The 22,310-nt window shown below is 70.1% G+C and carries 20 protein-coding genes; 14 read left to right on the top strand and 6 right to left on the bottom strand.

What is annotated here, in order from left to right:
• Window positions 1-63: 63 nt before the first annotated feature.
• Complete coding sequence (locus tag ACYQ5L_RS19385; protein WP_459959096.1) at window positions 64-645, top strand: winged helix-turn-helix transcriptional regulator; 582 nt, start codon at window positions 64-66, stop codon at window positions 643-645.
• Window positions 646-672: 27 nt separating this feature from the next.
• Here the strand turns inward: ACYQ5L_RS19385 and ACYQ5L_RS19380 are convergent, their stop codons facing one another.
• Together ACYQ5L_RS19380 and ACYQ5L_RS19375 are read right to left on the bottom strand one after the other, a co-directional pair.
• Entirely contained in the window at window positions 673-1,101 is a 429-nt protein-coding gene (locus tag ACYQ5L_RS19380; protein WP_459959095.1) for a CBS domain-containing protein, read from the bottom strand.
• Between the two features lie 89 nt (window positions 1,102-1,190).
• Window positions 1,191-2,561 (bottom strand): dihydrolipoyl dehydrogenase family protein, encoded by a 1,371-nt coding sequence (locus ACYQ5L_RS19375; RefSeq protein ID WP_459959094.1) that lies wholly within the window; start codon window positions 2,559-2,561, stop codon window positions 1,191-1,193.
• A 319-nt stretch (window positions 2,562-2,880) separates the two neighbouring features.
• Here ACYQ5L_RS19375 and ACYQ5L_RS19370 point away from each other — a divergent pair, with 319 nt between their 5' ends.
• The 5 genes from ACYQ5L_RS19370 to ACYQ5L_RS19350 are packed head-to-tail and all read left to right on the top strand — an operon-like array spanning window position 2,881 to window position 7,908.
• Entirely contained in the window at window positions 2,881-4,122 is a 1,242-nt protein-coding gene (locus ACYQ5L_RS19370; RefSeq protein WP_459959093.1) for a DegT/DnrJ/EryC1/StrS family aminotransferase, read from the top strand.
• Complete coding sequence (locus tag ACYQ5L_RS19365; RefSeq protein ID WP_459959092.1) at window positions 4,119-5,291, top strand: MFS transporter; 1,173 nt, start codon at window positions 4,119-4,121, stop codon at window positions 5,289-5,291. Before ACYQ5L_RS19370 ends, ACYQ5L_RS19365 begins: the two co-directional genes overlap by 4 nt.
• Window positions 5,288-6,217: a sulfotransferase gene (locus ACYQ5L_RS19360; RefSeq protein WP_459959091.1), complete on the top strand. Its 930-nt coding sequence runs from the start codon at window positions 5,288-5,290 to the stop codon at window positions 6,215-6,217. The genes ACYQ5L_RS19365 and ACYQ5L_RS19360 overlap by 4 nt, the downstream gene beginning before the upstream one ends.
• A gap of 6 nt (window positions 6,218-6,223) precedes the next feature.
• On the top strand, window positions 6,224-7,039 hold the full coding sequence (locus ACYQ5L_RS19355; RefSeq protein ID WP_459959090.1) for an SDR family NAD(P)-dependent oxidoreductase: 816 nt from the start codon (window positions 6,224-6,226) through the stop codon (window positions 7,037-7,039).
• The gene (locus tag ACYQ5L_RS19350) at window positions 7,033-7,908 is read left to right on the top strand and encodes a family 3 encapsulin nanocompartment shell protein (protein ID WP_459959089.1); all 876 of its coding nucleotides are present in this window, start codon (window positions 7,033-7,035) and stop codon (window positions 7,906-7,908) included. The genes ACYQ5L_RS19355 and ACYQ5L_RS19350 overlap by 7 nt, the downstream gene beginning before the upstream one ends.
• 207 nt (window positions 7,909-8,115) lie before the next feature.
• Here ACYQ5L_RS19350 and helR read toward each other — a convergent pair whose 3' ends face one another.
• From helR to ACYQ5L_RS19330, 4 genes are all read right to left on the bottom strand, one after another.
• Window positions 8,116-10,302: an RNA polymerase recycling motor ATPase HelR gene (gene helR, locus ACYQ5L_RS19345; protein WP_459959088.1), complete on the bottom strand. Its 2,187-nt coding sequence runs from the start codon at window positions 10,300-10,302 to the stop codon at window positions 8,116-8,118.
• 161 nt (window positions 10,303-10,463) lie between these two features.
• Window positions 10,464-11,699, bottom strand: a complete 1,236-nt coding sequence (locus tag ACYQ5L_RS19340) for an FHA domain-containing protein (RefSeq protein ID WP_459959087.1) — start codon at window positions 11,697-11,699, stop codon at window positions 10,464-10,466.
• A complete protein-coding gene (locus tag ACYQ5L_RS19335; protein WP_459959086.1) occupies window positions 11,696-12,139 on the bottom strand; it encodes a DUF1129 domain-containing protein in 444 nt (147 codons plus the stop codon). Before ACYQ5L_RS19335 ends, ACYQ5L_RS19340 begins: the two co-directional genes overlap by 4 nt.
• 63 nt (window positions 12,140-12,202) lie before the next feature.
• The gene (locus ACYQ5L_RS19330) at window positions 12,203-13,750 is read right to left on the bottom strand and encodes a hypothetical protein (RefSeq protein WP_459959085.1); all 1,548 of its coding nucleotides are present in this window, start codon (window positions 13,748-13,750) and stop codon (window positions 12,203-12,205) included.
• 138 nt (window positions 13,751-13,888) lie between these two features.
• Here ACYQ5L_RS19330 and ACYQ5L_RS19325 point away from each other — a divergent pair, with 138 nt between their 5' ends.
• From ACYQ5L_RS19325 to ACYQ5L_RS19290, 8 genes are all read left to right on the top strand, one after another.
• Window positions 13,889-14,299: an Rv3143 family two-component system response regulator gene (locus tag ACYQ5L_RS19325; protein WP_379204680.1), complete on the top strand. Its 411-nt coding sequence runs from the start codon at window positions 13,889-13,891 to the stop codon at window positions 14,297-14,299.
• A gap of 372 nt (window positions 14,300-14,671) precedes the next feature.
• Complete coding sequence (locus ACYQ5L_RS19320) at window positions 14,672-15,052, top strand: NADH-quinone oxidoreductase subunit A (RefSeq protein WP_459963476.1); 381 nt, start codon at window positions 14,672-14,674, stop codon at window positions 15,050-15,052.
• Between the two features lie 94 nt (window positions 15,053-15,146).
• Window positions 15,147-15,701, top strand: a complete 555-nt coding sequence (locus tag ACYQ5L_RS19315; RefSeq protein WP_379204682.1) for a NuoB/complex I 20 kDa subunit family protein — start codon at window positions 15,147-15,149, stop codon at window positions 15,699-15,701.
• The gene (locus ACYQ5L_RS19310; protein WP_459959084.1) at window positions 15,698-16,504 is read left to right on the top strand and encodes an NADH-quinone oxidoreductase subunit C; all 807 of its coding nucleotides are present in this window, start codon (window positions 15,698-15,700) and stop codon (window positions 16,502-16,504) included. Before ACYQ5L_RS19315 ends, ACYQ5L_RS19310 begins: the two co-directional genes overlap by 4 nt.
• Complete coding sequence (nuoD, locus tag ACYQ5L_RS19305; protein WP_459959083.1) at window positions 16,504-17,835, top strand: NADH dehydrogenase (quinone) subunit D; 1,332 nt, start codon at window positions 16,504-16,506, stop codon at window positions 17,833-17,835. Before ACYQ5L_RS19310 ends, nuoD begins: the two co-directional genes overlap by 1 nt.
• Window positions 17,832-18,527 carry an NADH-quinone oxidoreductase subunit NuoE gene (gene nuoE, locus ACYQ5L_RS19300; RefSeq protein WP_459959082.1) on the top strand — a complete coding sequence of 232 codons (696 nt, stop codon included), beginning with the start codon at window positions 17,832-17,834 and terminating at the stop codon, window positions 18,525-18,527. The genes nuoD and nuoE overlap by 4 nt, the downstream gene beginning before the upstream one ends.
• Window positions 18,524-19,843, top strand: coding sequence for an NADH-quinone oxidoreductase subunit NuoF (gene nuoF / locus ACYQ5L_RS19295; protein ID WP_459959081.1), 1,320 nt, complete (start codon window positions 18,524-18,526; stop codon window positions 19,841-19,843). The genes nuoE and nuoF overlap by 4 nt, the downstream gene beginning before the upstream one ends.
• Window positions 19,840-22,308, top strand: coding sequence for an NADH-quinone oxidoreductase subunit G (locus tag ACYQ5L_RS19290; protein WP_459959080.1), 2,469 nt, complete (start codon window positions 19,840-19,842; stop codon window positions 22,306-22,308). The genes nuoF and ACYQ5L_RS19290 overlap by 4 nt, the downstream gene beginning before the upstream one ends.
• Window positions 22,309-22,310 lie beyond the last annotated feature (2 nt).

Genomic DNA, 22,310 nt, shown 5'->3' with positions numbered 1-22,310 from the left:
CACTCTACTTGGTAAATCCAAGTTTGCACTTTGAATTTCCAAGTTCTTGGTTACAGTGGGAGCGTGCCACGCCGAAGCTATGACCACTACTGCGCGCTCAGCCGCGCCCTCGACACCGTCGGCGATCGCTGGAGCCTGCTGGTGGTCCGCGAATTGTGTTCCGGGCCGCGCCGATACAGCGATCTGTTCGCCGACCTACCCGGAATCAGCACCGACATGCTGGCGGCGCGGCTCAAGGACCTCGAACGCGACGGCATCCTGACCCGCCGCAAGGCCGGACCCCGCACCTCCACCGCGGTCTACGAACTCACCGCAGCCGGTGCGGGTTTGCGCACCGTGCTCGACGCCCTGTCCGCGTGGGGCACCCCGCTGCTGGGCGAGCGGCGCGCCACCGACGCGGTGCGCGCGCACTGGTTCGCCCTGCCGCTGGGACGCGCGCTGGCCCAGCGGATCGCGGCGGGCACGGTCACCGTGCACATCGGCGAGAGCGTGTTCCACTACGTCATCACCGAGACCGGTCTCACCCATCACGACGGGCCGGCGGCGGTCGCGGATCTGGTGCTGCACCTGGACCTCAACCAGGCCATCGCGATCGCCACCGGCGCCGACACCCTCGCCGATGTGCTGGAAGACCGCGCGAGCTGACCCGTGCCGCGGCGCGGTCGCCGCCGCTCAGCTCTGTAGATAACGAACCAGGTGTTCGCGTTCGGTCTCGAGCTCGGAGATCTGGCTCTTGACCACGTCGCCGATGCTGACGATGCCGACCATCCGCCCGCCCTCCATGACCGGCAGATGCCGGATCCGATGCCGGGTCATGGTGTGGTTGAGCGTCTCCACCCGGTCCTCGGGCGAGCAGGTGTGCAGGGTGGCGGTCATGATCTCCGAGACCGGCACCTCCAGCAGCGCCGCCCCGTCGCTGTGCAGGTTGCGCACGATATCGCGCTCGGAGACGATGCCCGCCATCTCCACCCCGTCCGGCGAGACCACCACCGCGCCGACATTGTGTGTCGCGAGGACTCGTAGCAGTTCGCGCACGGTCGCATCCGGTGCGATCGTGATGACGCCGGTCGCCTTACGACGCAGGATTTCCGAGATTCGCATATGTCCACCACCCGTGTGATCCGATCACCGCTGCCTCTCAGCATGGACCGTTTACCAGCCGGTGAACAGCAACGATTACGCGGCGATGTCTAACCGGAAACGAGGGCGTCCAGCGCGGGCTCGATGGCGCGGTGGAAGGTCGGATAGGCGAAGATCATCTCCCGCAGCGCGCGCGTGGGCACCTGGGCGTGCACCGCCACCGCCAGCGCGGCCAGCACTTCGCCGCCGTCGGGGCCCACCGAGGTCGCGCCCACCAGGACACCGCGCTCGGCGTCCTCGACGAGCTTGATGAACCCGGCATTGCCCGCCTTGTGCAGCCAGCCGCGGGTGGAGGACGGGATCTGCGCGCAGCCGGTGCGCACGCTCAGCCCGGCGGCGGTCGCGCGTTCCTCGCTCAGCCCCACCGAGCCCACCTCCGGGTCGGTGAACGTCACCCGCGGCACGGCCCGGTACTGCGCGGGCTCGGCGAGTTCGCCCAGGATGTCCTGGGCGGCGATGCGGCCCTGATACATCGACACATGCGTAAAGGCCCCCTGACCCGTGACATCGCCGATGGCCCACACGCCGTCGGCGACCCGCATGCGCTCATCGACGGGAATGGATTTCGCGTCCTCGTCCACACCCACAACGCCGAGACCCAGGCCGGCGATGTTGGTGCGCCGCCCGGTCGCCACCAGCAGGTGCCGGGCGCGCACCGGGTCGCCCGTGTCGAGTTCGACGGTGAACCGCGCGCCGTCGTGATGCACCGCGCGGCCGCGCCCGGCGCGCACCGTGATGCCCTCGGCCGCGAACACCTGCGCCAGCAGCTGCCCGGCCTCCGGCTCGTCCTGGGGCAGCAGCCGATGCGCCACCACCGTGACCCGCGCCCCGAAGCGCGCGAAGATCTGCGCGAACTCCACCCCGACCGGGCCGCCGCCGAGCACGATCAGCGACTCGGGCACCGCGGTGATGGCCACGGCCTCCCGGTTGGTCCAGTAGGGCGTGCCCTCCAGCCCCGGCAGCGCCGGGATCAGCGGCGCGGTCCCGGGATTGAGCACGATCGCCCGGCGCGCCCGCAGCACCTGCTCCCCCGTCTCGGTCGCCACGGTCACCTCGCCCGGCGCCGAGATCCGCCCCCACCCGCGCACGAGCCGGCCCCCGGCCTTCTCGAAGCGCTCCACCGCGGCGGCGTCGTCCCAGTTGTCGGTGATCTCCTCGCGGACCCGCGCGGCCACCACACCCCACTCGGGTGTCACCGTCGAGGTCCCGGCCAGCCCGTCCACGCGCCGCGCCTCGGCCAGCACGCCCGCCGCGCGAACCATGGCCTTGGTGGGCACGCACGCGTAGTAGGGGCATTCGCCGCCGACGAGCCGGCCTTCCACGCCGATGACCGACAGCCCGGCGCGCGCCAGCCGGGTCGCCGCGTCCTCACCGCCCGGCCCCATCCCGATGACCACGACATCCCCGGTGTCGGCGCCCATGACCGCTCCTTGTCCCTCGTCGGCGTTTCGTCCCACCGTAATGCGCTGCGCCACCGCGACCCGGCTCCGTCACCGAACGGTCAGAATCGGCGGTGCTGAGCAAAACGGCTAGCAACTCCGCATGTTTCATGAAACAGATTCGCAGACTGCCGGTTTCACAGCGAAGTTGCCGAGATTGTCTGTGCAAGCGAACAATTGGGCGTACCCTTGCCGACAATCAGGCGGCAGCGCCGATCCGAGATCGGCAGTTCTGACAGGAAACCCTATGGCGCACAGCGGGATTGACGACTCTTTGTTGGCTCTTCATGGCGGCGATCCGGTGCGGCGAACACCCTGGCCCACCTACGACCGCGGCGCGGTGTGCGTGCATCCCGAGGATGAGGACGCGGCCCTGCGCGCGCTGCGCAGCCACCTGTACTTCCGCTACGACTACCGGCCCCCGCAGGACACCGAGTGCGCGCGGTTCGAGGCCGAGCTGTGCGAGTTCTTCGGCTCCCGCCACGCCCTGGCGACCTCGTCGGGCACCACGGCGCTGGCGCTGGCCATCATGGCCGCCGGGATCGAACCGGGCAGTCTGATCGCTTGTCCCGGTTTCACCTTCGCCGCCACCCCGAGTGCCATCCTGCTCGCCGGGTGCACGCCCTTCCTCGTCGACGTCGACGAGAACCTGCACCTGGACATCGAGGATCTGCGCCGCCGCTGGACACCGCGCATCACCGCGATCGTGGTGGTGCACATGCGCGGATTCGCCGGGGACATGGCCGCGCTGCTGCGCTTCGCCGACGAGCAGGGCGTGCCGGTGTTCGAGGACGCCGTCCCGGCGCTCGGGGCCGAGCTGGACGGCCGCAAGCTGGGCACCTTCGGGCTGGCGGGCGCATTCAGCACCCAGTCCGACAAATCGCTCAACAGCGGGGAGGGCGGGTTCCTGCTCACCGACGACAGCGCCCTGTTCGCGCGCGCCACCGTGCTGTCGGGCGCCTACGAGGGCCGGTTGCGGCGGCACTTCCCCGGCGGCGAACCACCCCTGGCCACCGATCTGGACCTGCCGCTGTTCAGCTTCCGCATGGACGAGATCCGCGCCGCCCTGCTGCGCTCGGAACTGGCGCGACTACCGTTGCGGCTGGCGGCCTTCCGCAGCAACTACGACCGCGTCGCCGCCGCGCTCGCCGACCTCGACGCCATCGCCATCCGCCGCCCGGTCGCGCCCGGCGCCTACCTCGGCGAGGCCTTCATCTTCCGGGTCGGCGGCGCCCGCGCGCCGTGGTTCGTACAGGCCCTGCGCGCCGAAGGCATCGAGGCCCGCAATCTGGGCTCGGACTCCGATCACAATATTCGCGCCTTCTGGAATTGGCGGTTCCTGTTCCGCGGCATGGACACCGGCGCGGTGCAGCGGCTGCTGCCCCGCGCCACCGGCTATCTGCGGGAGGCGGTGGACGTGCCGCTGTCCTCGACGCTGACACCGGAGGACTGCGCGGATCTCGTCGCGGCCGTGCGCAAGGTCGCCGCCGCGCTGCCCAGCGCCGAGGCCGACCCGATGTCCGCACCGGCCGGGCACCGATGACCGCATCCTCGCAGACGGGCGCACTGCCGCGCCTGGCGCTGGCCGGGGTGTTCGGGGGATTGTTCTGCGGCTATCTCGGTCTGGCAGCGGCCATTCCGGTGCTGCCCGGCCACGTCCGCGCCGAATTCGGTGCCGGTGATCTCGCGGTCGGGCTCGCCGTCACCGCCACCGCGCTCACCGCGCTGCTCACTCGCCCCTGGTTCGGCGGGCTCGCCGACCGGCACGGGCCGCGCACCGTCATGCGATTCGGGGCAGCGGCCGTCGCCGTCGCCGGGATGCTGTATTTCGTGCCGCTCGGTTTGGCCGGGCTGCTGGCGGTGCGGCTGCTCGCGGGCCTGGGCGAGGCCGCCCTGTTCACCGCGGGCGCGGCGTGGGCGGTCGCGCTCGCCCCGCAGCAGCGGCGCGGGCAGGTGATCGGGCTCTACGGGGTCGCCATGTGGGGCGGCATCTCCCTGGGCACCGCCGCCGGCGCCGCCCTGGGCAGCCTCGGCGTCGGCGCGGTCTGGCTCTTCTGTGCCGCTCTGCCCGTGGTGGGTATGGCCCTGATCAGCACGGTCACGCCGCCACCGGCCAGCGCGCCCGGCGGGGGCCGCGGGCTGATGCTGCGGCCCGCCGCGCTGCCCGGCCTGGCCCTCGCACTGGCCGCCGCCGGCTACGTGGGCCTGGCCGCCTTCATTATCCGCGACCTGGACCTGCGCGGAATCGGTTCCGGCGCCGTCGTGCTCAGCGTCTTCAGCGCCGTCTACGCCGGCACCCGGCTGTTCATCGGGCACCTGCCCGACCAGCTCGGCCCCCGCCGCGTGGCCACGGCCTCCGGCATCGGCGAAGCGGCCGGGTTGCTCATCATCGCCGCCGCCCCGAACCTGCCCGTCGCGATCGCCGGCGTGCTCGTCATGGGCGCCGGGTTCTCGCTGCTGCACCCGTCGCTGGCGCTGCTGGTCATGAACCGCGCCGACGCCACCAAACAGGGCGCGGCCCTGGGCGCCTACACCTCGTTCTGGGATCTGGGCCTGTTCGTGTGGGGCCCGGCCACCGGGGCCATCGCCGCCGGATTCGGCTATCAGGCCGTGTTCGTGGCCGCCGCGGGCTGCGCCCTGGCCGCGGCGGCCCTGGGTTACACGATTGGGCAACCGGTCTCAGCACCGGCCGAGAAGGGAGTCGGCAGATGACGACCACACCGCAGCTCACGGTCCTGGCCATCACCGGCTGGTGCCGCAACGGCAGCACCATCATCGGCAATATCCTCAACGAGATCCCCGGCTTCTTCCACGTCGGCGAACTGCACTTCCTGTGGAAGAACGCCGCCGGGCGCGGCGCCAACGAACAATGCGGGTGCGGGCTCAAACTCGTCGACTGCCCCTACTGGTCGGCCATCCTGCCCCTCGGGCGGCCCCCCGGCACGACCCTGGAAGCCCACGCCGACACCGTCATCCGCCGCCAGCTCGCCGCGGTCCGCACCCGCCACACCTGGCGGGTGCTGCGCAGCGGGATCTACAACGCCGATCTGCGCGCGCACGCCGACCTGATGGGCCAGGTCTACCACGCCATCGCCGAACGCAGCGACTCCCGCGTCATCGTCGACACCTCCAAGATGCCCGGCGAATCGGCGCTGCTGGCCCACCTGGACGGCATCACCCCCTACTACGTGCACCTGGTACGCGATCCGCGCGCGACAGCCCAATCCTGGAGCAAGCCCAAGGAATACGTCTACGCCCTGCCGCCGGGCAAGTCCACCGGATACTGGACCGGATTCAACCTCGCCGCGCACGCGCTCACCCGCCGGCATCGGCACCGGTCGATGTTCCTGCGGTACGAGGACTTCATCGCCGACCCGGCCGCCACCCTCGACGCGCTGCTGCGGCTGTGCGGCGCCGACCCGGCGACCAACCCGATGCGCGGGCGCACCGTCGAACTGCACCGCAACCACACCGTCACCGGCAACCCCGACCGCTTCCACACCGGCGCCACCCTCATCCGTCCCACCGACGACGCCTGGCGCGCCGGGCTGCCCGCCCCCGCCCGGCGCACCGTCACCGCCCTGTCCTGGCCGCTGGCCTGGCGTTACGGCTACCTCACCGGCACTGGAAAGGCGTGAGCGACAGTGGATCTGGGACTGACCGACAAGGTCGCGCTCATCGCGGGCGGATCCAGCGGCATCGGGCTGGCCATCGCCCGCGAACTGGCCGCCGAAGGCGCGCACATCGCCCTGGGCGCCCGCGACCCGGCCCGGCTCGCCGAGGCCGAACGCCTCGTCAAGGAGACGGCGCACGGGCGCGTGCACGCCACCGCCGTGGACATCACCGACAGCGCCGCGACCGCGCGCTGGATCGAGGAGGTGGCCACCGAATTCGGGGCCCTGCACATCGTGGTCGCCGGCGGCCCCACCCCGCCGACCGGCCCGGCCGCGGCCTTCGCACCCGCGGACTACCGGGCCGCCGTGGACACGGTGCTCCTGCCCGCGGTCGACCTCGCCCTCACCGCGCTGCCACACCTGCGCGCCGGACGGTGGGGGCGAATTCTGTTCGTGGCCTCCGAAACCGCCGCCGTGCCCAACAGCGGGCTGGCACTGTCGGGGGTGACCCGGGCAGCGATCGTGCGCTTCGCCCAAGCCCTGGCCGCCGACACCGGGCGCGACGGCGTCACCGTCAACGTGCTCGCCCCCGCCGCCACCCACACACCCCTGCTGGAACGCGTTGTCGCCCAACGCGGCGACGACGTCGCGACCGCGCTCGCGGCCGTCGGCGCGCACACCGCACTCGGGCGCATCGCCCGCTCCGAGGAAATCGCCGCTGCGGCAGCGTTTCTGGCCAGCACCCGCGCCGGCTACATCACCGGCACCGTCCAGCTCATCGACGGCGGCGCCAGCGTGCTCGGCGCCTCCGCCACCCACTACGCCCCCCGGGAGCAGACATGCTGAAGTCCGACACCATCAAACCGACACTGGCGCAGGTCGTCGCCGACCGCAAACGCGAATTCTCCCCCGGGCGGATGTTCGTCGAAGCCTGTGCGCGCGACGGCCTGCACGCCGCGGTCGACTACGACGTCACCATCACCGACTCGCTCACCAGCTCCCGGCGCAAATCCCGCTATCCGGCCCGCAACATGCTGCGCACCATCGACCTGTCCCGGGATCCGCGCGAATTCTATTGGCACGAAACCCTGCCCACCCCCGGCGACACCCCCATCGCCGGAGCCGAGGTGCGGCGCGAGCTGGCCAGCCGCTTCCACAAATCGCCCATTCCCGAGCTGCTCACCACCACCGCCTGGGTGCAGGTGCCCGACCGATTGTGGGAGGATCCCGACACCTTCGAGGCCTTCGTCAACTACCGGCTCATCGTGCGGCTGTGCACCGCCGAGAACCACACCATCCTGTGCGGCCCGCACGGGCTGCTCGCCATGGCGGGCGGCGAGCGCATGACCTCACCCGGGCCGTACGCCTCCACCGTCCTGCGGGCCTGCAACGAGGTCGAGCAGATGGGCGGCACCGCCGACGGTTTGATCATCAATCCGGCCGACTACTACCTCGCCCTGGGCGCGGGCCGGCTCATGCAGGACCTCGAGGACAACGGCGTGTTCATCGTCCGCACCCGCCTGGTCGATCCCGGCACCGCCCTGGTCGGCGACTTCGGCCACGGCGCCCAGCTTTTCGACGCCGGACGCTCGGTCATCCGCTTCGCCGAACCACCCGCGGGCACCTTCGCCGAACCCGGCATCGCGCTGCAGGCCGAAATCTACGAGCGCGTCGTGGTGAACCTGCCCACCAGCTTCTTCCTGGTCAGCATCTAGTCCCACCGTAAGCGGAACTGGGCAGATGATCACCGGGAACTGGTGGCGGCAGAGCTCGAGAAGGCCCCGCCACCAGTTCCCGGTCGGCGTCGTTTCACGGTGATGCGGGGAGGGGAGCGCCGAATGCCCACGGCGGCACGGTGGTTCAGCGGTCGAGACAGGCACGGAATCGGGATCGCGGTGGTGATCGTGGCGGTGGTGGCGGGCTCACCCGGCGCGTACGGGCGCGCCGGGTCGCGACAGGCCCGACAACGCCGCCGGCAGCGGGTCGCGGTGCAGGACGCCCAGGCGCTGGGTGGCGCGGGTCAGGGCGACGTACAACTCGGCCGCGCCGCGCGGGCCGTCGGCGAGGATCCGCTGCGGGTCCACGACCAGCACGGCGTCGAATTCCAGGCCCTTGGTTTCCGCGGCGGGCACCGTGCCCGGCACCCCGGGCGGCCCGATCACGATGCTGGTGCCTTCGCGACCGGCTTCCTCGCGCACGAATTCCCCGATCGCGGAAGCCAATTCGTCATCGGTGACCTGCCGGGACCAGGGTGGCACGCCGCAGGCGCGCACCGATTCGGGCGGCTGCACACCCGGCGCGAACTCGGCGAGCACCTGCCCGGCGACGGCCATGATCTCCGCCGGGGTGCGGTAGTTCACCGTCAGCGACCGGTACAGCCAGCGGCCGGGCACATACGGATCCAGCATGGCGCCCCAATCGGTCGCGCCCGCCGCCGAACGGCGCTGGGCGAGATCGCCGACGATGGTGAACGACCGTCCCGGGCAGCGCCGCATCAGCACGCGCCACTCCATCGCCGAGAGCTCCTGCGCCTCGTCGACCACGACGTGCCGGTAGGTCCAATCCCGGTCCGCGGTGGCGCGTTCGACGAGTTCGCGGGTGTCGCGCTCGAGGAACCGCTCGGCCAGATCCTCGGCGTAGAGCAGGTCGGTGGCGAACAGATGGTCCTCGTCGTCCATGTGGTCCTCGCGGCCGACCATGAGGTCCAGCACCCCGGCGGCATACGCGGCCTCGGCCGCGCGCTCCTGCTCGGCGCCGCGGTCCTCGGGCTCGTCGCGTCCCAGCAGATCCACCAGCTCGTCGAGCAACGGCACATCCGACACCGTCCACGCCTCGCCGTCCGCCCGCAACAGCGCCGGGTGCCCGCCCGCCGCCGCCAGACGTTCCGGACAGGTGTACAGCTCCGCCAGCAGCGTCCGCGGGGTCAGGATCGGCCACAGCTCGTCGAGGGCGGCGGTGAACCGGTCGTCGGCGGCGAGCTCGGCGCGCAGATCCGTGCGCAGCTGCTCCCAGGCCTCGCGATCGGATCGGGTCAGCCAGCCCTGGCCGATGCGCGCGATCGCGCGTTCGGTCAGCGCCCAGGTGAGCACCTCCACGAACACCGCACGCGCGTCATTGTGGGCCAGACCGCTGGCCCGCGCCTCCTCGCGCGCCCATCCGGCGATCTCGGCATCGATGCGGGTGGTCACGCCGCCCAGCTCGATCGGCAGCGGATACTCCGGCAGCCGTTGCCGATCGGCGATCGCCGCCCGCAGCACCTCCAGAATCTGCAACGACCCCTTGCACCGCGCGGCCTCCGGCGCGTCCTCGGCGGTGACGCGCAGCCCCGGCACCAGATCGCCGGTGGTCAGGAACACCACATCGGATTCGCCCAGCGAGGGCAGCACCCGCCCGATGTGCTGCAGGAACGCCGGATTCGGCCCGACCACCAGCACCCCGTGGCGTTCGATCTGCGCGCGCTGGGTGTACATCAGATACGCCACCCGGTGCAGCGCCACCACGGTCTTGCCGGTCCCCGGCCCGCCCTCGATCACCAGCACGCCCGGATGGTCGAGCCGGATGATCTCGTCCTGCTCGGCCTGCACCGTCGCCACGATGTCGCGCATGCCCGCCCCGCGCGGCGCGTTGACCGCCGCCAGCAGCGCCGCATCCCCGCGCGCGTCCCCACCGGGACGACCGAGCACCTCATCGGTGAAATCCACCACTTCCCTTCCCCGCGTGTGGAACTGGCGGCGCCGGCGCATGTTCTCCGGATGCGCGGCGGTGGCCACGTAGAACGCGCGCGAGGCCGGGGCCCGCCAGTCCAGCAGCAGCGGCTCGAACTCGTTGCCCTCGTCGTAGATCCCGATCCGGCCGATATACAGCGGTTCCCCCGACACCGTGTCCAACCGCCCGAAACACAAACCGTTGTCGGCCACATCCAGGCGCTTGGCCTCCCTGCCCAGCGCCCGCACCTCGGCATCGCGCTCGAGCACCGACCCGCCGTGCTCGCGCAACGCCGCCCCGTAGCGTCCGCGCACCCGTGCCCGCTCGGCATCGAGCCGCTCGTAGAGTCCCGCCACATAGTCCCGCTCGGACCGCAGTTCGTCCTCATCTCCGCGAGCAGTCATGTCGCCCTCCCTTTCCGCAGCTCCTGGCATCGACCAGCGAGTATGCGGCACCCCCGGGGCCTTGCCGCAAGCCCCCGGGTGCGATATAAGTTGGAAAGGGAAAGCAGTTGAGACGCTCCTGCTTCCCGTCCCCGACCCCCCTCCCCGCTCAGGTCCCGCGGCTAGATCTGCCCGTGCTGGGAATCGAAGGTGAAGGTGCGCCCGCCCAGCAGGATCTGCGTGCCGGGGTCGAGAATGACCGGCTGACCAGGCGTCGCGCGAATCCAGACCGGATGATTGGGCGGGCGGATGTGGGTGCCGTTGGCCGAACCCCGGTCGATGACCGTCACCTCCCAGTCCATGAGCCGGATTTCGGCGTGCACGCGCGACATGCCGCCGGAGGCGTCCTCGATGCGGATCGGGTGGGCGCCGTGGCGGACCTGGGTGGAGCGTTCGGGTTCGCGGCCGATGACGATATCGGTGTCCAGCACATAGGAGGTGCCGTCGTCGAGGAGCAGCACGCCCAGCGGCGGGCGCAGGCCCTCGGTGAGCACGCAGGTGAGCTGATCCATGCGAATGCCGCACACCGCGCAGAAGGAGACGCGCGGGTCGTTGAGATGGTGGCGGGCGCACGTGAACCCGCGCACGGTGACACCGCGAGGAGCCGCCGGGGTGGGGGTGGAATGTCGTTGCGGGACAGGCGCAGACGAGGCCGCGGCGGCGCGCGAGGCCCGGGCGGCGGCCGCGCCCGCGCCGGCGGCCTTCGACGCCACCTGCGCGCCGTTGACCGGTTCCTCGGCGAGATGATCGGTTTCGGGATCCTCGGCGGGCGCGGGATCGGGGGTGCGGGCGCGGGGTTTGCGGAGCTTGGGAGTCGCTGCGCCGGAGGCGGGTTCGTCCTGGTCGTCGAGCCACAGCACGGCCCCGCCGCCGGGCAGGCGGCCCTCGCGCAGCGACCAGACCCCCGGCGGCGGGAGATCCTCGCGCGGTGACTCCTCGTCGATGAAGACCGCGGCGGCGCGGGCGGGCATGGGGCTGACCACCCGGTCGACGCTGAAGCCCGCATCGCGGCCGTGCAGGATCTCCACGCGCTCACCATGATCGAGCACCGCGGTGACCCCGCCGTGCAGGAACACCGCCAGCCCGCGCTGGCCCGGGGTCAGCACCCCGAATTCGACCCGCTCCTCGTCCTCGCGGCTCATCAGCCAGGTGCTGACCAGGCGGGCGAAAGTGCGCCCGGTGCGGCGGGTTTCGCGCGAGGCGGCCTCGCGCACCAGCTGCAGCAGCGTCTCGAGCACCGTGATCGCGGTGGAGTCGGCGGTGATCGGGTCCGCGTCGCGGTGGGCCACGACCACCACGACCCCGTCGACGCGGGCCACGAGGTGCGCGCCGGGAACCACTTCCGCCCGTGCGCTCATACGATCCGTCCCCCGTTGAATCGCCAGCGCGGCAGCAGCACCCGCACCGGCCCGTTCACGAACAACCAGAACGCCAGCCAGGTCAGCGTGAAGTGGATCGCGAACGCGGGCAGCGACGGCCGCAGAGACGACGGCAGCACGATCGTCGTGTGGCGCACCAGCACCCACATGAGCAGACCCTCGTTGACGATGGTCACCAGCCCGAACAGGGTGGGCCAGTCCTTCTCCCATCGGAATTGCTGCAGGAAGTGATACAGCAGCTCCCACGCCACCCCGGCCACCACGACCGCGAGCAGGATCGACAGGGTGACCCGATAGGACTGCGCGAGGGAGAGCGGGCCGGTCGGGAGCACGGGGGTGAGCACCAGCGCGACCAGGACACCGATGATGCCCAGGAGCACGAGGCGAGTCTGTATGCGGCCGTTGAGTGTCGGGGTCATGCACATCCTTGGGTGAGGCTCGGGTGAATCCTCGCCGGAATCCGTGGCCCGGGTGAGCCGAAGTCAGGAACCGATCTTCTTGTTCATCACCCACAGCCGCCATTGGCGCAACGAGCGCAAGGGGCCGAAACGCGGGCAGAAGCCCTGGGCGGCCAGATCGTCGGAGATTTCCAGGGCCGCGTATTGCAGGCCCAGGAAGGTGTCGACCCCGGCGTAGTAGCCGCCGAGGGTGGCGCTGCCGGCGGCGTAGACGCGACCGGTGCCGCTGCGGGTGCCGATGAGCTCGAAGGTGCGGTCGACATCGAGGCGGCCCAGCGGATTGCGGCCGGCGCCGGTGTGGTCGAGCAGATCGGCCAGCAGCCGGTGCTCGCGGATATCGGCCTCCAGGCCGGTGCAGTCGATGATGTAGTCGGCGTGCACATCGGTGGGGCGATCGGGCTGCGGGAAAGGCAAGGGCGCATGATTGTCCGGCAGCACGGTGGTGAGCACGCCGGGGCGGGTGCGGTCGGGTGTGAGTTCGCGCACGGTGCCGACCATGATCTGATACCAGCCCTGCGCGCGGCCGCGGCGCAACTGTTCGCGCCAGTTCTTGCGGATCGGGGTGTTGGTGCCGCCCATGATGTTGAGGAATTCGGCGCGCTCGCGGCCCTCCAGTGTGCGCAGCCGCTGCTTGTACTGCCCGCCCCAGGTGCCCTTGGGCCAGTTGAACCCCTGATACGCCCAGCCGTGACCGCCCTTGCGGCGCATGAAGATACTCGGCCCGTGCGGCCCGGCCACATACGTGCGGAACAGATGCAGGATCTGGGTATTGAGCCGCAGCCGATCCCGATCGTCGATGAGCCGCTGCAGCACCCGGCTGGCAACAATGCCGCCGCCGCGCACCATGACCGTGCCGGGCCGCCGTTGCAGCGCCTGATAGACGTGCTCGTGCGGCTCGTAGGCGTTCACCACCCGGGTGGGGTCGCGGTACTTCTCCCGGTAGGCCTGCAGATCCGGTAGCAGCCGCAGCCCCGGATACCCGACCGCGATGTGAACATAGTTGCTGCGGAAGGCGATTCGCTTGGTGGCGGTGGCCCGCTCGGGCGGGGTGAGAATCGTGAAATAGCCGCCGCCGTGACGTTTGCGCACCATGCGCACATGCCCCTTGTACAGTGACCGCGCATAGTCGACCCGATGGTATTCGCGCTCCATCGCGGTGAACACCTGCCCGGCGCGCGGGGTGTAGTACGTGGCGAAAATGGGCTCCACCAACACATTCCACAGCGGCCGCAGCGTCTTCTCCGCAACCGCCTCCCGCAGCGCATAACCGGGAAAGCCCCACAGATTGTCCGGGTTGCCGGTGGAATCGCTGCGCAGCCGTTCCCGGCGCGGAATCTGCGAGACCCGGGTCAGATATTCGTAGGACCCCCACGGCACCTCCTGCGGCCCGAGCACCGCCATGGCCGCCGCCGGCACCCCGTAGATGCGCAACCGGTCGAACAGCACGAACGACCCGATCCCGCTGCCGACGCTCACCAGCGGCACGTCGATCACCGGAATCCCGGCCTCCCCCACCATCTCATCGGTCCACACATCGGTGTCGATGAGCAATTGACTGAGATCTCCCCTCATTCGCCGGATGGTACCGGCCCCGACTTGCGAATCCATTGCCATTGCCTTGGCTTGCTCGCCATTGCCCCGCGGCGACGCGCGCACCGGTTCGGGCGAAGCTGCCACGCGGGCGCGGTGTGGGGACGTAGCATTCCGGTCGTGGCCGATGCGAAACGTCCCGCCGCGGTGCGGGTTCTCGTCTACAGCAATGACGCCGATACCCGGAGCCAGGTCATGCTGGCGCTGGGCAGACGCCCGCATCCGGACCTGCCGCCCCTGGACTACCACGAGGTGGCCACCGGGCCGATCGTCGTCGAGCGCATGGACGCCGGGGATTTCGATCTGCTCATCCTCGACGGCGAGTCCGCCCCGACCGGCGGGCTCGGGCTGGCCAAACAGCTCAAGGACGAGATCGCCGAGTGCCCGCCGATCGTGGTGCTCACCGGCCGGCCCGATGATGTGTGGCTGGCCAATTGGTCGCGCGCCGATGCCGCGGTCTCCCATCCCATCGATCCCATCCGGCTCACCGATGCGGTGCTCGGTGTGCTGCGGAGTCGCTCGGCGGCGTGAGCCGCGCGGCGCGCCCGCTCTTCCCGGCCGGGATCCCTCATGGGTCCCGGCCGTAAACATGCCTGCGGAACGGGCATTCAACGTCACGTGACATTCGCGATTCCGTCCAATCGGTCATAAAAGACCGTTCCGAATTCGATCAAACACCCACCGCGAAACGTCGTGTATGGTGCCGTCCGAGTTGTAGGCTGTGCCGTAGCTCACACGAGCGCGGGATCGGTATCAGTCCAGCCGCCGCGTCAGTCCCCGAAGTCCCCGCGCCGTCGTGCAGCGACGCGCCCTGGGGTGTGACTGGCACGGCAGACGACGATGTCGGCCCGCCTCGGCAGCTGCCGTCCGTACGCGTCCAGTCCGCAGGAGGGGTTGTCTGTTGTGAATATCGAGGTGCCGACGCTTGTTCTCGGCGCGGTAGCCGCCGCGTTCGGGCTGTTCTCCGTGGGGCTCGCGGCCCTCATCGGACCCAAGCGCTACAACCGGGCCAAGCTCGAGGCCTACGAGTGCGGTATCGAGCCGACCCCGCACGCCGTGGCCGGCGGGCCGGGAAATGCTGCCGGGCAACGCTTTCCGGTGAAGTACTACCTCACCGCCATGTTGTTCATCATCTTCGACATCGAGATCGTGTTCCTCTACCCGTGGGCCGTGCACTTCGACTCGCTCGGGGTGTTCGGGCTTCTCGCCATGGCGCTGTTCATCTTCAACGTCTCGGTGGCCTACGCCTACGAGTGGAAACGAGGCGGGCTCAGCTGGGACTGATCAGCGTGAAAGGGATTGGCGCCGAGGGGGATTCGACATAGTGCTTCCCGCCCGCGGGGCGGGATCAGATGAGCCACGGGAGATGTAGTCCGATATGGGTCTCGAGGAGAAACTGCCCAGCGGGTTCCTGCTGAGCACGGTGGAAGATTTGGCCGGCTATCTGCGCAAGAGCTCGCTGTGGCCGGCGACGTTCGGCCTGGCGTGCTGCGCGATCGAGATGATGGCCACCGGCGGCGGGCGATTCGATATCGCCCGCTTCGGCATGGAGGCCTTCCGCGCCTCCCCGCGCCAGGCCGATCTCATGATCGTGGCGGGCCGGGTGAGCCAGAAGATGGCCCCGGTGCTGCGCCAGGTCTACGACCAGATGACCGAACCGAAATGGGTGCTGGCCATGGGCGTGTGCGCCTCCTCGGGCGGCATGTTCAACAACTACGCCATCGTGCAGGGCGTCGACCACGTCGTGCCGGTCGACATCTACCTGCCCGGCTGCCCGCCGCGGCCGGAGATGCTGTTGAACGCGATCCTCAAGCTGCACGAGAAGATTCAGGAGATGCCGCTCGGCGTCAATCGCGAAGAGGCCGTACGCGCCGCCGAGGCCGCCGCGCTCGCCAGCCCCACCACCATCCAGATGAAGGGGCTGCTGCGATGAGTTTCGATACACCGGCCGGCACCGAGAGTCCCCCGGAGGACACCGTGACAGACCAGCACGGGGAGTCGAACCAGCCGATCGATCCCGAAGCATCCGAGCACCGGTCCGACGCCGCGGGCGCCGAGATCCCCGCGCCCGCCGACGAAGTCATCGGCGTGCGCAAAGGCATGTTCGGCGTCTCCGGCACCGGCGACACCTCCGGCTACGGCCGGCTGGTGCGCACCATCAGCCTGCCCGGCGGCAGCGCGCCCCCCTACGGCGGCTACTTCGACGAACTGGTCGCCATCTTGCATCGCGTGCTGGAAAGCACCGGCGGCATCGGGTTCACCGACGCCCTCGAGAAGATCGTGGTCTTCGCCGGCGAGCTCACCCTGCACGTGCGCCGCGAGCACCTGCCGCTGGTCGCGAAGACCCTGCGCGACAACGAAGCCCTGCGCTTCGAGCTGTGCCTGGGGGTGAGCGGCGCCCACTATCCCGAGGACACCGGCCGGGAACTGCACGCGGTGTATCACCTCAACTCCATCACCCACAACCGGCGGGTGCGCCTGGAAGTGTCGGTCCCCGACGCCGATCCGCACCTGCCGTCGCTGTATGCGGTGTACCCCACCTGCGATTGGCACGAGCGGGAGACCTACGACTTCTTCGGCATCCTCTTCGACGGTCACCCCTCGCTGACCCGCATCGCCATGCCCGACGACTGGCGCGGGCATCCCCAGCGCAAGGACTACCCGCTCGGCGGGATCCCGGTCGAGTACAAGGGCGCGCGCATCCCGCCGCCCGACGAGCGGAGGGCTTACTCGTAATGAACAACACCGATATTCGGTCCCAATCGCACACGCAGGAACGACCCGAACGCACGGTCACCCTCGTCGGCAACGATTGGGACGAGATCTCCGCGACCCTCGACGGGGTCGCCGAGGAACGCATCGTCGTGAACATGGGCCCCCAGCACCCCTCCACGCACGGGGTGCTGCGCCTGATTCTCGAGATCGAGGGCGAGACCGTCACCGAGGCCCGCTGCGGCATCGGCTACCTGCACACCGGCATCGAGAAGAACCTCGAATACCGCAGCTGGGTGCAGGGCGTCACCTTCGTCACCCGCATGGACTACCTCTCGCCGTTCTTCAACGAGACCGCCTACTGCCTCGGGGTGGAGAAGCTGCTCGGCATCACCGACGACATTCCCGAGCGCGCCACGGTGATCCGCGTGCTGCTCATGGAGCTCAACCGGATCTCCTCGCACCTGGTGGCCCTGGCCACCGGCGGCATGGAACTGGGCGCGCTCACCCCGATGCTGTTCGGCTTCCGCGAACGCGAACTCATCCTCGACGTGTTCGAGACCATCACCGGGCTGCGCATGAACCACGCCTACATCCGCCCCGGCGGCGTCTCCCAGGACCTGCCCGACGACGGCGTGCAGAAGGTCCGCGATCTGCTCGACCTCATGCCGAAACGGCTGCGGGACATGGAGTTGCTGCTCAACGAGAACCCCATCTGGAAGGCCCGCACCCGCAATGTCGGGGTGCTCGACCTCACCGGCTGCATGGCCCTGGGCGTCACCGGCCCGGTGCTGCGCTCCACCGGCCTGCCCCACGACCTGCGCAAGGCCCAGCCCTACTGCGGGTACGAGAACTACGAATTCGACGTCATGGTCGACACCGGCTGCGACTGCTACGGCCGCTACCTCATCCGGGTCAACGAGATGAAGGAATCGCTCAAGATCGTCGAGCAGTGCCTGGACAAGCTGCGGCCCGGACCGGTCATGGTGGAGGACAAGAAAATTGCGTGGCCTGCCGACTTGCAGCTCGGGCCGGACGGCCTCGGCAATTCGCCGAAGCACATCTCCAAGATCATGGGCACCTCCATGGAGGCCCTCATCCACCATTTCAAACTGGTGACCGAGGGCCTGCGGGTGCCGCCCGGGCAGGTGTACGTGGCGGTGGAATCCCCGCGCGGCGAACTGGGCGTGCACATGATCAGCGACGGCGGCACCCGCCCCTACCGGGTGCACTACCGCGACCCGTCGTTCACGAATCTGCAAGCGGTGGCGGCAATGTGCGAGGGCGGCATGGTCGCCGACGTCATCGCCGCGGTGGCCAGTATCGATCCGGTGATGGGCGGGGTGGACCGATGACAGAGATTCTGCTGAACCTGACCGTGCGGCCGATCCCGTACCCGCAGGAGGTGCACGACCGGCTGCAACTCGAGGCCACCGAGATCATCGACCGCTATCCGCATGCGCGTTCGGCACTGCTTCCCCTTTTGCACCTGGTGCAATCGGTGGAGGGCTACGTCTCGGGCACCGGCATCGAATTCTGTGCCGAGCAGCTGGGATTGACCAATGCCGAGGTGACCGCGGTCGCCACGTTCTACTCCATGTACCGGCGCAACCGCACCGGCGACTATCACGTCGGGGTGTGCACCAACACACTCTGTGCAGTGATGGGCGGTGACCAGATCTTCGCCGAGTTGCAGGAGCACCTGGGGATTCGGCACGGGGAGACCACCGCCGACGGCGCGGTCACCCTCGAGCACATCGAATGCAATGCCGCCTGCGACTACGCGCCGGTCATGATGGTCAACTGGGAGTTCTTCGACGACCAGACCCCCGCATCGGCCAAGGCCCTGGTCGACGCGCTGCGCCGCGGCGAGCAGGTGACCGGATCGCGCAGCGGCCTGCCGCTGTGCACCTTCCGCGAAACCGCCCGCATTCTCGCCGGATTCCCCGACGCCCGCCCGGGCGCCACCGATGGCGCGCCCGGGCCCGCCACCCTCGCGGGCCTGCATGTCGCCGAACAGGATTCGACCGACGGAGGCGCCCAGTGACGACCGCCCTCACCCCCGTCCTGTCCAAGCACTGGGGCGACCCGGACGGCTGGACCCTGGCCGCCTACCGCCGCCAGGGCGGCTACCGGGCCCTGCCCAAGGCGCTGAAGATGGACCCCGACGAGGTCATCGCCACCGTCAAGGACGCCGGACTGCGCGGGCGCGGCGGCGCGGGCTTCCCGACCGGCCTGAAATGGGGCTTCATCCCGCAGGGCCCCGGCCCCGACGGCACCGTCAAACCGCACTACCTGGTGGTCAATGCCGACGAGTCCGAACCCGGCACCTGCAAGGACATCCCCCTCATGCTGGCCTCCCCGCACACCCTCATCGAGGGAGTGATCATCGCGGCCTTCGCCATTCGCGCCTCGCACGCCTTCATCTACGTGCGCGGCGAAGTGGTGCCGGTGCTGCGGCGGCTGCAGGCCGCGGTCGAACAGGCCTATGCGGCAGGCTATGTCGGCCGCAATATCCAGGGCTCGGGCTACAACCTGGAGATCGTGGTGCACGCCGGTGCGGGCGCCTACATCTGCGGGGAGGAAACCGCGCTGCTCGATTCCCTCGAGGGCCGCCGCGGCCAGCCGCGGCTGCGGCCCCCCTTCCCGGCCGTCGCGGGTCTCTACGCCTGCCCGACCGTGGTCAACAATGTGGAATCCATTGCCTCCGTGCCCGCCATCATCGCCAATGGCGTGGACTGGTTCCGCTCCTTCGGCACCGAGAAATCACCCGGATTCACCCTCTACTCGCTCTCGGGTCACGTGACACGACCCGGGCAATACGAGGCGCCGCTGGGAATCACCTTGCGGGAGTTGCTGACCTACGCGGGCGGCATCCGCGCCGGGCACACCCTCAAGTTCTGGACCCCGGGCGGCTCCTCCACCCCGATCTTCACCGCCGAACACCTCGACGTCGCCCTCGACTACGAAGGCGTCGCCGCCGCCGGCTCCATGCTCGGCACCAAGGCGCTGCAGATCTTCGACGACACCACCTGCGTGGTGCGCGCCGTGCTGCGCTGGACCGAGTTCTACGCCCACGAATCCTGCGGCAAATGCACCCCCTGCCGCGAGGGCACCTACTGGCTGGTCCAGCTCCTGGAACGCCTGGAGAACGGGCACGGCGACGACACCGATCTGGACAAGCTGCTCGATATCGCCGACAACATCAACGGCAAATCGTTCTGCGCCCTCGGCGACGGCGCCGCCAGCCCGATCTTCTCCTCCCTGAAGTACTTCCGCGACGAGTACGCCGACCACATCCGGCTCGGCGCCTGCCCGTTCGACCCGGCCCGGTCCACCGCCTGGGCCGAAGGAGTGCGATGACAGCCATAGCCAACTCCAGCACCAGCGGCGGCGTCACCCCCGCCGACATGGTCAGCGTCACCATCGACGGCACCACGGTGTCGGTGCCCGCCGGCACGCTGGTGATCCGCGCCGCCGAACTCGTCGGCATCCAGATCCCCCGCTTCTGCGACCACCCGCTGCTCGATCCGGTCGGCGCCTGCCGACAGTGCATCGTCGAGGTGGAGGGCCAGCGCAAACCCGTCGCCTCCTGCACCATGGCGGTCGCCGACGGCATGGTGGTGCACACCCAGCTCACCTCCCCGGTGGCCGAGAAGGCCCAGGAGGGGGTGATGGAGCTGCTGCTCATCAACCACCCCCTGGACTGCCCGGTCTGCGACAAGGGCGGGGAATGCCCGCTGCAGAACCAGGCCATGTCCAACGGGCGCGCCGAATCCCGATTCGACGGGGTGAAACGCACCTACCCCAAACCGATTCCACTGTCCTCGGCCATCCTGCTCGACCGGGAACGCTGCGTGCTGTGCGCGCGCTGCACCCGCTTCTCCCAGCAGATCGCCGGTGATCCGTTCATCGAGTTGATGGATCGCGGGGCGCTCGAACAGGTCGGCATCGCCTCCGGGGAACCGTTCGACTCCTACTTCTCCGGCAATACCGTGCAGGTCTGCCCGGTCGGCGCGCTCACCGGCAGCACCTACCGGTTCCGGGCGCGGCCCTTCGACCTGGTGTCGAGCCCGGCGGTGTGCGAGCACTGCGCCTCGGGCTGCGCCCAGCGCACCGACCATCGGCGCGGCAAGGTCATGCGCCGCCTCGCCGGGGACGACCCGCAGGTCAACGAGGAATGGAACTGCGACAAGGGCCGATTCGCCTTCGCCTACGCCACCGAACGCGACCGGCTCACCACGCCGCTGGTGCGCTCCTGGGACGGCAGCCTGCAACCGGCCTCCTGGTCGGAGGCCATCACCGCCGCCGCGCGCGGACTGGCCTCCGCACACGGCAATGCCGGGGTGCTGCTGGGCGGGCGCGTCACCCTCGAGGACGCCTACGCCTACGCCAAGTTCGCGCGAGTCGCGCTGGGCACCAACGATATCGACTTCCGGGCCCGCGAACACTCCGCGGAGGAAGCCGACTTCCTGGCCGCCAAGATCGCCGGGCGGGGCATCACCGTCGATTACGCGGCCCTGGAACGCGCGCCCATCGTGCTGCTCGTCGGATTCGAGCCCGAAGAGGAATCGCCGATGGTGTACCTGCGGCTGCGCAAGGCCGCACGCAAGGGCGCCACCGTCGTCTACTCCCTCGCGCCCTACGCCACGCGCGGCCTGCAGCGCATGTCGGGCACCCTGCTGCCCACCGCGCCGGGCACCGAACCCCATCACCTCGACGCCCTGCGCACCGGCGAAACCGATTCCAGCACACTGGCCTACGAGGACATCAAGCTGGTCGCCGCCATGCTGCGCCAGCCCGGGGCGATCGTGCTCGCCGGAGAACGCCTCGCCGGGATTCCCGGCGCGCTCGCCGCGGCCGCGCGCCTGGCCGACGAGAGCGGAGCCGGACTGGCGTGGGTCCCGCGCCGCGCCGGGGAACGCGGCGCCCTCGAAGCCGGCGCGCTGCCGGTGCTGCTGCCCGGCGGCCGGCCGATCGCCGATGCCGATGCGCGCCAACAGGTGCGCGAGGCCTGGGGGGTGGAGGAGCTGCCGGTCGCCCCCGGCCGCGACACCGCCGCCATCCTCGCCGCCGCACCCACCCTGGGCGCGTTGCTCATCGCCGGTGTCGAGGTCGGCGACATGCCCGACCCGCACGCGGCATTGCAGGCCATCGACGCCGCCAGCTTCGTGGTCAGCATGGAATTGCGGCGCAGCGATATCAGCGATCGCGCCGATGTGGTGTTCCCGGTCGCCTCCGCCATGGAGAAGGCCGGCACCTTCCTCACCTGGGAAGGCCGCCACCGCCAATTCGACGCCGCCCTGCGCGATGCCACCGTGCGCCGCGAGGCCGCGCCCATGCCCGAATACCGGGTCCTCGACGCCATCGCCCAGGACATGGGCATCCGCCTCGGCCTGCCCGACGCCGCCAGCGCCCGCGCGGAATTGGCGGACCTGGGCGCCTGGGACGGACCCGCGGCCCCCACCCCCGTGCACCGGCCGCACCCCATCGCGCAACCGTCCTCGGGCACCGCGCTGCTCGCCTCGTGGCGCATGCTCCTGGACCGCGGCAAGATGCAGGACGGCGAACCCAATCTCGCCGGCACCGCCCGCCCCACCGTGGTGCGGCTCGCACCGGCCACGGCCGCCGAAATCGGCGCCACCACCGGCGATCCGGTGACGGTCAGCAACGACCACGGCCAGATCACCCTCCCCTTGGTCATCACCGAGATGCCCGAGCGGGTGGTGTGGCTGCCCATGAATTCCCCTGGCTCCGACGTGCTGGTGCAGCTGGGCACCACACCCGGCCACCTCGTGCGCATCCGACGGGAGGACCACCGTGAGTGATC

The organism is Nocardia sp. IFM 10818 (assembly GCF_054655275.1).
The sequence above is the reverse complement of the archived record's forward strand: the minus strand, read 5'-3'. Positions and strand labels throughout refer to the sequence as shown.

Bases quoted from the DNA above. Each gene is read 5' to 3' on its own strand.
- ACYQ5L_RS19335 (WP_459959086.1), bottom strand. From the start codon at position 12,139: ATGACCCCGACACTCAACGGCCGCATACAGACTCGCCTCGTGCTCCTG.
- ACYQ5L_RS19375 (WP_459959094.1), bottom strand. From the start codon at position 2,561: ATGGGCGCCGACACCGGGGATGTCGTGGTCATCGGGATGGGGCCGGGC.
- nuoE (WP_459959082.1), top strand. From the start codon at position 17,832: ATGACAGAGATTCTGCTGAACCTGACCGTGCGGCCGATCCCGTACCCG.
- nuoD (WP_459959083.1), top strand. From the start codon at position 16,504: ATGAACAACACCGATATTCGGTCCCAATCGCACACGCAGGAACGACCC.
- helR (WP_459959088.1), bottom strand. From the start codon at position 10,302: ATGACTGCTCGCGGAGATGAGGACGAACTGCGGTCCGAGCGGGACTAT.
- ACYQ5L_RS19315 (WP_379204682.1), top strand. From the start codon at position 15,147: ATGGGTCTCGAGGAGAAACTGCCCAGCGGGTTCCTGCTGAGCACGGTG.
- ACYQ5L_RS19290 (WP_459959080.1), top strand. From the start codon at position 19,840: ATGACAGCCATAGCCAACTCCAGCACCAGCGGCGGCGTCACCCCCGCC.
- ACYQ5L_RS19340 (WP_459959087.1), bottom strand. From the start codon at position 11,699: ATGAGCGCACGGGCGGAAGTGGTTCCCGGCGCGCACCTCGTGGCCCGC.
- ACYQ5L_RS19380 (WP_459959095.1), bottom strand. From the start codon at position 1,101: ATGCGAATCTCGGAAATCCTGCGTCGTAAGGCGACCGGCGTCATCACG.
- ACYQ5L_RS19365 (WP_459959092.1), top strand. From the start codon at position 4,119: ATGACCGCATCCTCGCAGACGGGCGCACTGCCGCGCCTGGCGCTGGCC.
- ACYQ5L_RS19310 (WP_459959084.1), top strand. From the start codon at position 15,698: ATGAGTTTCGATACACCGGCCGGCACCGAGAGTCCCCCGGAGGACACC.
- ACYQ5L_RS19350 (WP_459959089.1), top strand. From the start codon at position 7,033: ATGCTGAAGTCCGACACCATCAAACCGACACTGGCGCAGGTCGTCGCC.
- ACYQ5L_RS19360 (WP_459959091.1), top strand. From the start codon at position 5,288: ATGACGACCACACCGCAGCTCACGGTCCTGGCCATCACCGGCTGGTGC.
- ACYQ5L_RS19330 (WP_459959085.1), bottom strand. From the start codon at position 13,750: ATGAGGGGAGATCTCAGTCAATTGCTCATCGACACCGATGTGTGGACC.